General features: G+C 71.4%; 11 protein-coding genes. 6 read left to right on the top strand and 5 right to left on the bottom strand.

Annotated elements, in window-relative coordinates; all coding sequences use genetic code 11:
• Window positions 1-60 precede the first annotated feature (60 nt).
• The 4 genes from DEJ48_RS25180 to DEJ48_RS25165 all read left to right on the top strand — a co-directional run bounded on the left by DEJ48_RS25180 (window position 61) and on the right by DEJ48_RS25165 (window position 6,672).
• Window positions 61-1,482 (top strand): GH1 family beta-glucosidase, encoded by a 1,422-nt coding sequence (locus DEJ48_RS25180; protein WP_150218500.1) that lies wholly within the window; start codon window positions 61-63, stop codon window positions 1,480-1,482.
• Between the two features lie 113 nt (window positions 1,483-1,595).
• Complete coding sequence (aspT, locus tag DEJ48_RS25175; RefSeq protein WP_150218498.1) at window positions 1,596-3,275, top strand: aspartate-alanine antiporter; 1,680 nt, start codon at window positions 1,596-1,598, stop codon at window positions 3,273-3,275.
• Window positions 3,276-3,299: 24 nt separating this feature from the next.
• A complete protein-coding gene (aspT, locus tag DEJ48_RS25170) occupies window positions 3,300-5,003 on the top strand; it encodes an aspartate-alanine antiporter (protein ID WP_150218496.1) in 1,704 nt (567 codons plus the stop codon).
• Window positions 5,004-5,022: 19 nt separating this feature from the next.
• A complete protein-coding gene (locus tag DEJ48_RS25165; RefSeq protein ID WP_150218495.1) occupies window positions 5,023-6,672 on the top strand; it encodes a bifunctional aspartate transaminase/aspartate 4-decarboxylase in 1,650 nt (549 codons plus the stop codon).
• 99 nt (window positions 6,673-6,771) lie between these two features.
• On the opposite strand, the gene DEJ48_RS25160 is transcribed toward DEJ48_RS25165, so the two are convergent.
• Window positions 6,772-7,824: a chitinase gene (locus DEJ48_RS25160; RefSeq protein WP_150218493.1), complete on the bottom strand. Its 1,053-nt coding sequence runs from the start codon at window positions 7,822-7,824 to the stop codon at window positions 6,772-6,774.
• Between the two features lie 214 nt (window positions 7,825-8,038).
• On the opposite strand from DEJ48_RS25160, the gene DEJ48_RS25155 reads away from it, so the two are divergent.
• On the top strand, window positions 8,039-8,521 hold the full coding sequence (locus DEJ48_RS25155) for a CAP domain-containing protein (RefSeq protein ID WP_150218491.1): 483 nt from the start codon (window positions 8,039-8,041) through the stop codon (window positions 8,519-8,521).
• Between the two features lie 26 nt (window positions 8,522-8,547).
• On the opposite strand, the gene DEJ48_RS25150 is transcribed toward DEJ48_RS25155, so the two are convergent.
• Entirely contained in the window at window positions 8,548-9,936 is a 1,389-nt protein-coding gene (locus DEJ48_RS25150; protein ID WP_150218489.1) for a sensor histidine kinase, read from the bottom strand.
• Window positions 9,933-10,637, bottom strand: a complete 705-nt coding sequence (locus DEJ48_RS25145) for a response regulator transcription factor (RefSeq protein ID WP_150218487.1) — start codon at window positions 10,635-10,637, stop codon at window positions 9,933-9,935. Before DEJ48_RS25145 ends, DEJ48_RS25150 begins: the two co-directional genes overlap by 4 nt.
• A gap of 121 nt (window positions 10,638-10,758) precedes the next feature.
• On the opposite strand from DEJ48_RS25145, the gene DEJ48_RS25140 reads away from it, so the two are divergent.
• Window positions 10,759-11,307: a hypothetical protein gene (locus DEJ48_RS25140; RefSeq protein WP_150218485.1), complete on the top strand. Its 549-nt coding sequence runs from the start codon at window positions 10,759-10,761 to the stop codon at window positions 11,305-11,307.
• Window positions 11,308-11,338: 31 nt separating this feature from the next.
• On the opposite strand, the gene DEJ48_RS25135 is transcribed toward DEJ48_RS25140, so the two are convergent.
• Window positions 11,339-12,199, bottom strand: coding sequence for a spermidine synthase (locus DEJ48_RS25135; RefSeq protein WP_150218483.1), 861 nt, complete (start codon window positions 12,197-12,199; stop codon window positions 11,339-11,341).
• A gap of 147 nt (window positions 12,200-12,346) precedes the next feature.
• Window positions 12,347-12,898 carry a hypothetical protein gene (locus DEJ48_RS25130; protein ID WP_150221385.1) on the bottom strand — a complete coding sequence of 184 codons (552 nt, stop codon included), beginning with the start codon at window positions 12,896-12,898 and terminating at the stop codon, window positions 12,347-12,349.
• Between the last annotated feature and the right edge of the window lie 298 nt (window positions 12,899-13,196).

The raw sequence follows: 13,196 nt of genomic DNA, 5'->3' as shown, positions 1-13,196 counted from the left end.
CGCCGCCCGCTTCCCCTCTTCCCACCTACGCCTCTTCCCTCCACCCATGGGAGCGCTTCCATGCCCGAACCCATCACGTTTCCGGCCGACTTCCTCTGGGGCGCGGCCACCTCCGCGTACCAGATCGAGGGCGCCGTGCGCGAGGACGGCCGCACCCCCTCCATCTGGGACACCTTCAGCCACACCCCGGGCCGCACCGCGGGCGGCGACACCGGCGACGTCGCCGTCGAGCACTACCACCGCTACCGCGACGACGTGGCGCTCATGGCATCGCTGGGCCTGAACGCCTACCGCTTCTCCGTCTCCTGGTCGCGCGTGCAGCCCACCGGGCGCGGCCCCGCCGTCCAGCGCGGCCTCGACTTCTACCGGCGGCTGGTCGACGAGCTGCTCGCCCGGGACATCCGGCCCGCCCTGACCCTCTACCACTGGGACCTGCCGCAGGAGCTGGAGGACGCGGGCGGCTGGCCGGTGCGCGAGACGGCGTACCGGTTCGCCGAGTACGCGGGCATCGTCGGCGAGGCGCTCGGCGACCGCGTCTCGTCCTGGATCACGCTCAACGAGCCCTGGTGCAGCGCCTTTCTCGGGTACGGCTCCGGTGTCCACGCCCCCGGCCGCACCGACCCGGCGGCCGCCCTGCACGCCGCCCACCACCTGAACCTCGCACACGGCCTGGGCACGCAGGCGCTGCGCGCCGCCCTGCCGGCCCGCGCCCAGGTCGCGGTGAGCCTCAACTCCGCGGTGGTCAGGGCGGTTTCCGACGACCCGCGCGACCAGGACGCGCGGCGGCGCATCGACAACCTCGCCAACGGCGTCTTCCACGGGCCGATGCTGCACGGCGCCTACCCGGAGGACCTGCTCGCGGACACCGCGCGCGTCACCGACTGGTCCTGCGTGCGCGAGGGCGACCTGGCCGCAGCGCACCAGCCGCTGGACGCGCTGGGCCTCAACTACTACACGCCCTCGCTGGTGTCCGCCGCGCCGGAAGGCGCCAGGAGCCGGCGTGCCGACGGGCACGGGGCCAGCGACCACTCCCCCTGGCCGGGCTCCGACGACGTCGCCTTCCACCAGACGCCGGGCGAGCGCACCGAGATGGGCTGGACGATCGACGCGACCGGACTGCACGAGCTGATCATGCGGTACGCGCGCGAGGCGCCCGGACTCCCGCTGTACGTCACGGAGAACGGCGCGGCCTACGACGACAAGCCCGACCCCGAGGGCCGTGTCCACGACCCGGAGCGCATCGCCTACCTCCACCAGCACCTGGCGGCGGTCCGCCGGGCCATCGCCGACGGCGCGGACGTCCGCGGCTACTACCTCTGGTCGCTCCTGGACAACTTCGAATGGTCGTACGGCTACGGCAAGCGCTTCGGCGCGGTGTACGTCGACTACGAGACGCAGGTCCGCACGCCGAAGTCGAGCGCCCACTGGTACGCGGGCGTCGCGTCCGCCGGTGAGCTGCCGCGCGAGTACGCCGCGGACTGACCCGCGGGGCAGGCAACCCAAGGAGCCGAGTGGCAGCACGCCATCCGGCTCCTTAGGTTGCCCATATGGAATATAGGGTTCATATATCAACAGACCGGGCGCGGTGAGCGCCGGTGGGTGTACTCCGTGATCACCCCGAGTTCGCGCTGTTCATCTGCCTCGCCCTGGGCTACCTCGTGGGCAAGGTGCGCGTCGGCCCCATCACCCTGGGCGGCATCTGCGGCACGCTGATCGTCTCGCTGCTGATGGGCGCGTGGGCCAAGGTCGTCGTCTCGGACGACGTCAAGACGATCTTCTTCGCGCTCTTCATCTTCTCCCTCGGCTATCTCGCGGGCCCGCAGTTCTTCTCCAACCTCAACCGCGAGAGCCTGCGCTTCTTCGCGCTCTGCGGCATCGAGCTGGTCTGCGTCCTGGGCATCGCGTTCGGCCTCGCCAAGGCCTTCGACCTGGACGTCGGCACGGCGTCGGGCATCCTGGCGGGCGCGGCCACCGAGTCGGCCGTCGTCGGTACGGCGACCGAGGCCATCGGCAAGCTCGACGGCCTCACCCCGGACCAGATCACCCAGTACCAGGGGCACGTGGCCACCGCGTACACGGTCTGCTACCTCTTCGGCCTGATCACCATCGTGCTCTACACCAGCCAGATCATGCCGATGATGCTGCGCATCAACCTGCGGGACGCCTCGCGCGAGCTGTGGGAGAAGATGCGCGGCTCGGGCGGCGGTCTGGAGCCCGACGAGCGCCAGGCACTGCCGGGCATGGTCGGCCGCACCTATCTGGTGACCACGGCCGACGGCAGGACCGTCGGCGACCTGGAGTCGGGCCTCGACGGCCGGGTCACCGTCGAGGCCGTCAAGCGGGGCAGCAAGAACCTGACGCCCGCGCCCGGCCTGGCGCTCACCCTCTCCGACCTGGTCCTGGTGGTCGGCCGCCGCGCCAACGTCATCGAGTCCGGGCAGCTCATCGGCCCCGAGACCCCCGGCATCCCCGGCGTCGACACCCCGCTGGCCACCGCCCAGGTCGCCGTCACCGACAAGTCGTCGGACGGCATGAGCGTGGACGACCTCCAGCGCGAGCATCCCGAGTTCATCAAGGACGGCGTGTACGTCACCGACGTGCTCCGCGGCGACCAGCATCTGCCCGCGGCCGGCGGCACCACCGTGCGCCGCGGCGACGTGCTCACCCTGGTGGGCGCGCGCTCCGGTCTGAACAAGCTGGTCGCGAGGATCGGCTCGGTCGTCAAGAACGACGCCACCGACTTCATCTACCTGGGTCTGGGCATCGCCGCCGGTTCCCTGCTCGGGCAGGTCGTCGTGCACTTCGGCGATGTACCCATGTCGCTCGGCACGGGCGGGGGCTGTCTGATCTCCGGGCTGCTCTTCGGCTGGTTCCGCTCCCGCAGGCAGACCTTCGGGGCGTTCCCGCCGCAGGCCGCGAACACCCTCAAGGACATGGGCCTGGCGATCTTCATCGCCTGTACGGGGCTCGTGTCGGGGCCGCAGGCCTGGCCGCTGCTCAAGGAGTACGGGGCGCTGCTCCCGTTCGCCGGGATCGCGATGGTCCTGGTGCCCGCGACGATCTCGCTCCTCGTCGGCCGAAAGCTCCTGAAGATCGAGAAGCCGCTCCTGATCGGCGCCATCGCGGGCCAGCAGTGCTCGACCCCGGCGATCACCTCCGTCACCCAGGTGGCCCAGAGCTCGGTCCCGCTGCTCGGCTACACGATCACGTACGCGCTCTCCAACTTCCTGCTCCCCCTGACCGGGCCGATCCTCGTCGGCGTACTCGGCGCCTGACGTGGCGCGTCCGGAGCGTAGAGAATGATCGACTTCCTCAACCGGAACATCTTCCAGCCCCATCCCGAGCTGCTGGTCTTCATCACCGTGGCGATCGGCTTCCTCTTCGGCAAGCTCCGCTACAAGGCCATCGGGCTCGGCGCGGTCACCGGCTGCCTCATCGCGGGGCTGCTGCTCGGGGCGCAGTTCAAGGTCGACATCGACGGCACCGTGAAGAACCTCTTCTTCACGATGTTCCTGTTCGCGCTCGGCTACAAGGTCGGCCCGCAGTTCTTCCGCGGCCTGAAGAAGGACGGCCTCCCGCAGGTCCTCAACGCGGTCGTCGTCTGTGTGACCGGCCTGCTCGTCTGCTGGGCCTTCGCCGCGATGCTCGGCTACGGGCCCGGTCTCTCGGCGGGCCTCCTCGGCGGCGCGCTGACCCAGTCCGCCGTCATCGGCGTCGCGGGCGACGCGATCTCCAATCTGCCGGGGCTCAGCTCCGCGCAGGCCAAGAGCGAGTCGAACCTGGTCGCCATCGGGTACGCGGTGACGTACCCCCTCGGCACGATCCTCTGCGCGATGCTGCTCGCCAACGTCCTGCCCAGGCTCTACCGCAAGGACCTCGCGGCCGAATCCGCCGCCCTGGCCAAGGAGCTGGACGCCCCCGGCGACAACCCCGACCTCGCCGAGGGCTACTACGAGGTCGTCCTGCGCGCCTACACCATCCAGCGCCCCGACCTCGTGGGCCGCACCGTCGAGGACTTCGAGAGGCAGCAGCGCGAGCTGGGCCGCCGGGTCTACATCACCCGCGTCCGCAGGGACGGGAACATCCTCGACCACGACCAGCGGCTCGCCCTGCGCGAGGGCGACGTCGTGGCGGTGAGCGCGCTGCGCGGCTCGCTCGTCGAGTTCGACGCCCGGACACACATCGGCGCCGAGACCGACGACGTCGAACTCCTCGGCTACCAGACCGAGTCACTGCACGTCGTCGCCTCCGAGAGGAAACACCTGGGCAGGACCATCGCGGACCTGCGGCGCGAGCCCTTCATGGTCGGCGTCTACATCGACAAGCTGTACCGGTCCGGCGCCGACTTCCCCTACCGCCTCACCACGAAGCTGGAGCGCGGCGACACCCTGATCCTCACCGGCCCCGAACGCCTGGTCGACCCGGCGGGCAAGGAGCTCGGCAAGCCCGTCCCGACGTCCTTCGCCACCGACATGATCTGGGTGGGCCTCGGCATCTTCCTCGGCGGCTGCATCGGCATCCCGGCGCTGACCGCGGGCGGCGTGCCGATCTCGCTCTCCACCTCCGGCGGCGCGCTGATCATGGGCCTGGTCTTCGGCTGGATCCGCGGCAGGTACCCGACCTACGGGAACGTGCCGCCCGGCGCCCAGTGGTTCATGGACACGCTCGGGCTCTGCCTGTTCGTCGCGGTGGTCGGCATCAACGCGGGCCCGAGCTTCACCTCCGGCCTCTCGACGGCCGGTTGGGGCCTGCTCGTGTTCGGCGCGATCGCCACGGTGGTCCCACTGATCGTCGGCTTCCTCTTCGGGCACTACGTCCAGAAGATCCGCTTCCCCATCCTGATGGGCGTCCTCGCGGGCGGCCAGACGACCACCGCGGCGATCGGCGCGATCAACGAATCGTCCCGGTCCCAGATCCCGACGCTCGGCTACACGATTCCGTACGCCGTCGGGAACGTGCTCCTGACCATCTGGGGAGCCGTCATCGTCCTGCTCCACCACTGAACCCCCGGAGGAACGAGTCGTGCCCAAGACCACCTTCACCCGCGAGGAAATCCAGTCCTTCGCCCGGCTCAGCCCCTTCGAGCTGAAGGACAAGTTCATCCAGATCGCCCAGGCGGTGCAGGCCGACAAGCCGGGCCAGAAGGAGACGTCCAGCGTCCAGATGCTCAACGCGGGCCGCGGCAACCCCAACTGGATCGCCACCGGGCCCCGCGAGGCCTTCTACGCGCTCGGCTACTTCGCCCTCTCGGAGTCGAGGAGGGTATGGACCGCGGACAACCTCGGCGGCATGCCGGAGAAGAAGGGAGCCGGCGACCGCTTCGACGCCTTCGTGCGGCAGCACCCGGACCTGGCCGGCATCGAGCTGCTCCAGAAGTGCGTCGATCACGCCGTCGAGCGGTTCGGCTTCGACCGGGACGACTTCGTCCACGAGCTGACGGACAGCTCGGTCGGCGACAACTACCCCGTCCCGGACCGCATGCTGACCCACGCCGAGCAGATCGTTCGTGGCTACATCGCCGACGAGATGTTCGACCACAGACCCCCGCCGGGCAACCTCAGCCTGTTCGCCACCGAGGGCGGCACGGCCGCGATGTGCTACATCTTCGACTCGCTCATGAAGAACGGGGTCCTGCACAAGGGCGACAAGATCGCCCTGATGGTGCCGGTGTTCACGCCGTACGTCGAGATCCCCGAGCTCGACACGTACGAGTTCGACGTGACGTACGTCGAGGCCAGCATGTTCGCCGAGGCGGGCGTGCGGGAGTGGCGCTACCCGGAGGAGGAGGTCGCCAAGCTCGCCGACCCGGACATCAAGATGGTCTGCCTGGTCAACCCCTCCAACCCGCCCTCGCTCGCGCTGAGTCAGCGGGTGGCGGACCAGCTCCAGCAGATCGTCGCCACGTCGAACCCGAACCTGCTGATCGTGACGGACGACGTGTACGGAACGTTCATCGAGGGCTTCCGGTCCGTCGCCGCCGACCTGCCGCGCAACACGCTGCTCGTCTACTCGTACTCCAAGCACTACGGAGCCACCGGCTGGCGGCTCGGCGTCATCGGGCTGCACGACGACAACGTCATCGACGAGCTGATCGCGGCGCTGCCGCAGCCGGAGAAGGACCGGCTCGCCAAGCGGTACGGCACGCTGACGCTGGAGCCGGAGAAGATCAAGTTCATCGACCGGCTGGTCGCGGACTCCCGGCAGGTGGCGCTGAACCACACCTCGGGGCTGTCCCTCCCCCAGCAGATGATGATGGTGCTCTTCTCCCTCTTCGACATGCTCGATGAGGGGCAGGCGTACAAGCTGCGCATCCGCGCGATCGTGCGGCAGCGGCTCGAACTCCTCCTGGAGGGTGCCGGGATGAAGATCTCGGACGATCCGCACCGGGCGGCCTACTACATCGAGCTCGATCTGCTCGCCGAGGCCGAACGCACCCACGGCAAGGACTTCGCCGACTTCCTGGAGAAGAACTACGAGCCGGTCGACCCGCTGTTCCGCCTCGCCGAGCAGACCCACGTGGTGCTCCTGAACGGCGGCGGCTTCGAGGGTCCCGAGTGGTCGGTGCGGGTGTCGCTCGCGAACCTCGACGACCTCGACTACCTGAAGATCGGACATCACCTGCGGTCGATCTTCAACGACTACGCGTCGGAGTGGCAGGCGTCGAAGGCGTAGTACGGGAGGTACAGGACAGAGGCGGGCGCCCCGGCCGGGTGGGGGGGGATACCGGCCGGGGCGCTTCGGGGTGCCCTTGGGGTGGCACCCGGGGGGTGGCTACTTGTACGCGGCGAACGCCTTCGTGAACTCGAGCGGCCGCTGCTCGATCGACGAGCACGTCGGCTGCGCGGAGCCGGACGCGCCGCCCTCGCAGGCCTTGTCGCGGGTCGAGGACCACATCGACAGCCAGGCGAGGTCCTTCTCCTGAGCGAACTTCACGAGTTCGGTGGCGTCGTCGGTCGTGAAGACCTCCGTCGCCACATCGTTGACGCCGATCATCGGGGTGACGGCGACGGCCTGCCAGGCGGCCTTGTCGGAGAGCCCGAGGGCGGTCTTCAGCTGCTTCTGCGTGGCGGTGGCGGCCTGGACGGCGTACTCGCCCATGTCACCGCTGTAGGACGGCCCGTAGTCCATGGCCATGATGTTCACCGCGTCGACCTGCACTCCGTTCTTCTTGGCGTTGGCGAGCAGGTCGACGCCGGGCTGCGTCAGGCCCTCGGGCATGACGGGCAGCGTGAAGGAGACGTTCAGGCCGGGGTGCTCCTTCTGGAGCCGCGCGATCGCCTCGGAGCGGCGTGTGTTGGCCGCCGTGTCGGGCAGGGCGGCGCCCTCGATGTCGAAGTCGACCTTGGTCAGCTCGTACGCGTCGACGACCTTGCCGTAGGCCTTGGCGAGCGCGTCGGCGCTGTCGCACTTGAGGCCGAGCTCGGAGCCGGCGGCCCCGCCGAAGGAGACCCGGACGTCGCCGCCCTTGGCGCGCAGGCCGTCGATCTGAGCGGCCACCTTGTCGTCACCGAGACCGGTGGCGCCGCCCCAGAGCGGCTCGCAGCCGCCGCCGGAGGTGACGAAGGCCAGGTTGAACTCCTTCACGCCGGTCTTCTCCGCCGTGTCGAGGAGGTCGTAGGCCGGGGCGAGGGAGGTGTCGACGAAGGGGGCGAACCTGGCGGGGGCCGCAGCCCCGGTTCCCTCTGCGGGCTTCTCGGCCGGGGCCTTCGTCGCCAGTGCCGTGCCGGAGAAGAGGAAGGCGCCGCCGCCGACGAGGGACGCGGCGACGAGACCGCCGATGACCTTGGACCGGGTGCTCACCGTGCGCCGGTGCGTGCTGCTCATCGCGTTCCTGCCTTAGCTGTACGGGGGTGGGGGTGCGTGGGGGTGCGATCAAGCTAGCTCCGCCGGAAACGACAAATCGGTTATCCGGGCGCCGAGTTGAGGTTCTTAGGGTGCGCTTAAGGGAGGGATGGGGGTCGATTAAGGGCTGGGGCACGCCGACGACGACGTCGACGCACGACAGGCGGCCCAGGGCCATCCCGGAGAACCTGGGGACATGACTCGTACGCACCGTAGAGCGCTGATCACAGGAATCGTTCTCCTCGCGACGCTGCCCGCCTGCCCGTCGCCCTCATGGGCGGCGCCCGCCCAGTGGCGCCCCCGCCCGGCCGACCTGGTCGAAGAGGTCAATCGGCAGCGGGCCGGAGCGGGCTGCCGGCCCGTGCGGCTGCGGGTCTCCCTCAGCCGGGCCGCTCAGCGGCACAGCGCCGACATGTCACGCCACGAGCGCCTCAGCCACACCGGATCCGACGGCAGCCGCCCGCCCGGCCGCATGCGGGCCGCCGGATTCCGGGCGGGCCCCACCGGCGAGGTCATCGCGTCGGGGCCGGACACGGCACGCGCCGCCGTACGGACGTGGCTGCGCAGCCCGTCCCACCGGACCGTCGTCCTCACCTGCCGCTACACCGACGCGGGCGTCGGCGTGGCCCGCGGCCCCGGCGGCCCGTGGTGGACGCTGGACCTGGCCGCACGCCGCTGAGGGCCACCCCGGGGAAGCGCGGCGTCTCAGGCGGTGCCGGCCGGGCGCTTGCGGCGGCGTACTGCGGGGCCGCGGTGTCCCCGGCGTCCCTCGCCGGGGCGGCGGGCGTCCAGCTGTATCCAGAGGCGGACCTCCGTGCCGCCGAGGACCGAGCTGCCGATGCGGAGGTCGCCGCCCGTGGACTCGGCGAGGCGGCGCACGATGTCGAGGCCGAGGCCCGTGGAGCCGTCCTCGCCGGAGCCCGCGCCCCGGGCGAGCGCGGCCTCGGGGTCGGCGATGCCGGGGCCCGCGTCGGAGACGAGCACGATCACGGCGTCCTCGCCGTTGTGGACGTCCACCGAGAACGCCGTGCCCTCCGGCGTGTGCCGGAAGACGTTGCCGAGCAGCGCGTCGAGGGCGGCGACCAGTTCGGGACGGGCGACGGGGATGCGGACCGGCCGGTCGACGCCCGCGACCCGGACCTCGCGGCCCTCGTCCTCGGCGAGCGCCGACCAGAAGGCCATCCGCTCCCGGATGACCTCGGCGGCGTCGCAGCCCGTGCCGGGTCCGGCCGTCGCGGTCTGCGGTTTCGCGTCGCGGGCGGTACGGATGATCGTGTCGACCTCGCGCTCCAGCGTCTCGACCGCGGTACGGGTCTGCTCCGCCGCGGGTCCTTCGCCGAGCGAGGCCGCGTTGAGCCGCAGGACCGTCAGCGGCGTCCGCAGGCGGTGGGAGAGGTCGGCCGCGAGCTCCCGCTCGTTGGCGAGGAGTTGGACGACCTGGTCGGCCATCGAGTTGAACGCCACCGCGGCGAGCCGCAGTTCGGTGGGCCCCTCCTCCGGGACCCGTGCCCCCAGCTTGCCCTCGCCGAGGTCGTGCGCGGCGCCCACCAGGCGTTTGGCGGGCTGCACCATGCGTACGCCGAGCCGGTCCGCGACCGCCACCGAGCCGATGATCAGGGCGATGCCGACGCCCGCGAGCACCACCCACGCCGTGGTCACGCCGTTGCTGACCTCGGCCTCGGGGACGTAGATCTCCACGACGGCCGTGCCCGAGCTGAGCGCGGTCGGCTGGAGCACCACGAAGCCGCCGGGGACCCCGGTGGTCCTGGCCCGGCCCTCCTTGCGGGTGGCCTCGACCGCGCGCGCCCCGGCCCGCGGGTCGCCGACCTCGAAGGCCTCGGCGTCCCCGACGGCCGGCACGTACACGGCCATCCGTCCATCGCCGCCCGCCTCCGACGAGGCGACGGCCCGGGTGAGCTCCTCGCGGTCGGTGGTGATGGAGAGCGTGGGGCCCATGCCCGCGCCGTGCCGTTCCGCGTTGGAGATGGCACGGTCGCGCGCCATCTCCTTGACGACGAGTCCGAGCGGTACCGCGAAGGCCACCACGACCATCGTGGTGACGGCCAGGCACACCTTGACCAGGGCCCATCTCACTGCTGCGGCTCCGGCATCGGCGGCTCCAGCTTCACGCCGACGCCGCGCAGCGTGTGCAGGTAGCGCGGCCGGGCGGCCGTTTCGCCCAGTTTCCTGCGCAGCCACGACAGATGTACGTCGATGGTCTGGTCGTCGCCGTAGCTCTGCTGCCAGACCTCGGCGAGCAGTTCCTTGCGCGGTACGACGACGCCGGGCCGCCCGGCGAGGAAGGCGAGCAGGTCGAACTCGCGCCGGGTCAGGTCGAGCCGCGCGCCGTCCAGCTCGGCCTGGCGCCGCAGCGGGTCGATGCTGAGGCCGCCGACCTGGAGGACGTCGCTCGGCGGCGCCTCGCCCGCCGTGGTGCGGGCGCGGCGCAGCACGGCGGCCATGCGGGCCGACAGGTGCTCCACGGAGAACGGCTTGGTGAGGTAGTCGTCGGCGCCGTCGTTGAGGAGCCGGACGATCTCCGCCTCGTCGTCCCGCGCGGTCGCGATGATCACGGGGACGTCCGTGATGCCGCGGAGCATCTTCAGCGCCTCAGACCCGTCGAGGTCGGGCAGCCCGAGATCCAGGATCACCACGTCAAAACGGAAATGGGCGACCTCCCGCAGCGCCTCCAGGGCGGTGCCGACGCTGCGCACGGTGTGCGATGCCTCGGTCAGATGCCGGATGAGAGCGGAGCGTACGAACTGGTCATCCTCGACGACGAGCACACTTGCCATGGGCGGCACCGTACGCCATACGGCGGAACGTGGTCTTCCCCGGGAAGCGCGCCCGTCGGGACGTGGGGTGCCGGGTGCCCTGCGGGACAGGCGTGTGCGACGTGGTGCAGTATGGCCCGCGATGCACAGAGGACTCGTACACGGAATCGCATGGTCGCTCGCCACGGGTGCGGCGGTCACGCTGTCCTGGTGGGGCGTCCACACGGTGATGGCGGGCACGGCCTACGACCCGCCGCGCGCCCTGCCGCTGGCCGCGGACGACGGCGGCGGTCCGGACCACGCGGAGCCGCTCGCCTCCTCGACGCACCGCCCGGAGTCCTCGCCGTCGAAGAAGCCCACGACGTCACGGACCCCGTCGAAGCCGTCGAAATCCCCCACGGCATCCGGAACCCACTCCGAGCAGCCGCCCTCCCCCGACCCGACGGACTCCGGTGCCGGTGCGGGCATCGGCACGGTGAAGAGCTACAACACCCCCGGCGGCCGGGTGGCCTTCGACCTGGGCAAGAGCTCGGCGACGCTGGTCTCGGCGACCCCGGCGGCGGGCTGGTCGGTCCAGACGTGGAAGCAGGACAAATGGATCCGCGTGGAGTTCACGGGCGGCGCGGCGAGGGTGTCGGTGTTCTGCACGTGGCATGACACGGAGCCACGAGTCGAGATCGACAAGTACTGAACGCGGCGACTCCGCCCTGTCGCCGGTCCCGTCAACGGAAGACCGACGGTGGCGGTGCCGGTGACGCGACGGCCGCGGCGTCGGTGACGGCCGCCGCTCCCCCGCTGAAGTCGAGGAGCCCCCGGCCGTGTTCGACCCGGCCGGGGTGGGGGTCGCCGGCGCAGCGCCGGGTCAGTTCGGCGATGGGCAGCGCCCGGTCGGACGCGAGCAGCACGGCGTTGCCGAAGCGTTTGCCGCGCAGGACGGCGGGGTCGGCGGCGAGGGCGAGTTCGGGGAAGAGCGCCGCGGCGGTGGCGAGCTGGCCGCGCAGGTGCGCGAGCGGGGGGCCGTCGGCGAGGTTGGCCGCGTAGTACCCGCCGGGCTTCAACACCCTGCGGACATCGGCGAGGAACTCGGTGCTGGTGAGGTGGGCGGGGGTGCGGGCCCCGCTGAAGACGTCGGCGATGACGAGGTCGGCCCATCCGTCGGCGACCTTGGCGAGGCCTTCGCGGGCGTCGGTGCCGCGCACGCGGATGCGCGTCTGCGGGTCCAAGGGGAGTTCGCGCCGGACGAGTTGGACGAGGGCGGTGTCGCGCTCGACGATCTGCTGGGTGGAGCGGGGGCGGGTCGCGGCGACGTAGCGGGCGAGGGTGAAGGCGCCGCCGCCGAGGTGCAGGGCGTGCACGGGCTTGCCGGGCGGGGCGACGAGGTCGGCGATGTGCCCGATCCTGCGCTGGTACTCGAAGTCGAGGTACGCGGGGTCGTCGAGGTCGACGTGGGACTGCGGCGCCCCGTCGACGAGCAACGTCCAGGCGCGCGCCCGGTCCCGATCCGGTATGAGCTCGGCGAGCCCCCCGTCCACTTCCTCCACAACGGCTCCCCGCACTTCCCGGGCCCGCTTGTTCCTTGCCATCAGCCCATTATCGACGCAGGGGGGCGCTTGGGCCTGCTGTGGGGTGGGGGGATCGGGGGCGTGGGCGCTGCGGGCGGCAGGCGGGCCTTGGCGTGGTGCGCGGACGGGGTTCGGCCAACTGACTGGGCGGGGGCCTTGGGGCGGGGGTCAGCGGCAGTTGTCTGCTGCTTCGATCGTGCGGGCCGCTTGGCCCAGCGCCGCCCGCAGCACCGCCGGGTCCGTCACCGGGTCCGTCTCGCCGTCCGGCGGGAGCAGCCAGCCGGTGCCCGCGACCGGCGGGTCGGGGACGACGGGGCCCGCGGGTCCCGGCTCGGGGTCCGCGTACACGCTCATGCCGCGCCCGAACGTCTGCGTACACGCACTGCCCGGCAGGTCCCAGCCGTCCGCGGTGCCGGGCGGCACGAGGAAGCCGAGGGTGTCGCAGCCCCCGTCGTGCAGGACGGGGCCGATCGTGTCGGCCGCGCCGCGGCGCAGGATGTCGACCGCTTCGAGCCCCTGTCTGGCGGGGACGGTGACGAGGTCGCAGCACTCGTCGTCGCAGGGCTCCTCGCCGGGGGGCGGGGCGCTGCCCTCGGGGGTGGGCCAGTGCCGTGCCGTCGTGCGGGATGCCTGGGGTACGGGTACCCGGGACGCCGGGGACGTCGGGGGCGGGCCGCTCGCGCCGCGCCCCGTACGGGAGTCGTTGTTCTCCGTGCCGATCTCCAACAAGGAAACCCTCCTCGCCCGTGCGGCAGCCGCCCTGCTCCCGCTCGTCAAGGTTCAACGCGGCGAGGCGTCAACAGGCACTGCGGCGCGCCGCCGCAAAGGATGGCAGTTCATGGCGGATCACGGGTGAGATATCCGTTTTGTAGCCAAACCCTGTGTGGCGGACCCGTCACAGCCGGTACGTTCGTGCTCCGCCGGAACAGGGGCAGCCCCGCGAGATCCCGTGCGCGGGCGCGGCGTCCCGTGCGCGAGCGTGCACGATCCGGCACGATCCGCACGAGAGGGTCCGGCC

It is taken from the genome of Streptomyces venezuelae, assembly GCF_008642315.1.
Lineage (GTDB): Bacteria > Actinomycetota > Actinomycetes > Streptomycetales > Streptomycetaceae > Streptomyces > Streptomyces venezuelae_D.
Note: the sequence above shows the minus strand (reverse complement) of the source record. Positions and strands in the feature narration are given on the sequence as shown.

Bases quoted from the DNA above. Each gene is read 5' to 3' on its own strand.
- DEJ48_RS25180 (WP_150218500.1), top strand. From the start codon at position 61: ATGCCCGAACCCATCACGTTTCCGGCCGACTTCCTCTGGGGCGCGGCC.
- aspT (WP_150218496.1), top strand. From the start codon at position 3,300: ATGATCGACTTCCTCAACCGGAACATCTTCCAGCCCCATCCCGAGCTG.
- DEJ48_RS25160 (WP_150218493.1), bottom strand. From the start codon at position 7,824: ATGAGCAGCACGCACCGGCGCACGGTGAGCACCCGGTCCAAGGTCATC.
- DEJ48_RS25155 (WP_150218491.1), top strand. From the start codon at position 8,039: ATGACTCGTACGCACCGTAGAGCGCTGATCACAGGAATCGTTCTCCTC.
- DEJ48_RS25145 (WP_150218487.1), bottom strand. From the start codon at position 10,637: ATGGCAAGTGTGCTCGTCGTCGAGGATGACCAGTTCGTACGCTCCGCT.
- DEJ48_RS25140 (WP_150218485.1), top strand. From the start codon at position 10,759: ATGCACAGAGGACTCGTACACGGAATCGCATGGTCGCTCGCCACGGGT.
- DEJ48_RS25135 (WP_150218483.1), bottom strand. From the start codon at position 12,199: ATGGCAAGGAACAAGCGGGCCCGGGAAGTGCGGGGAGCCGTTGTGGAG.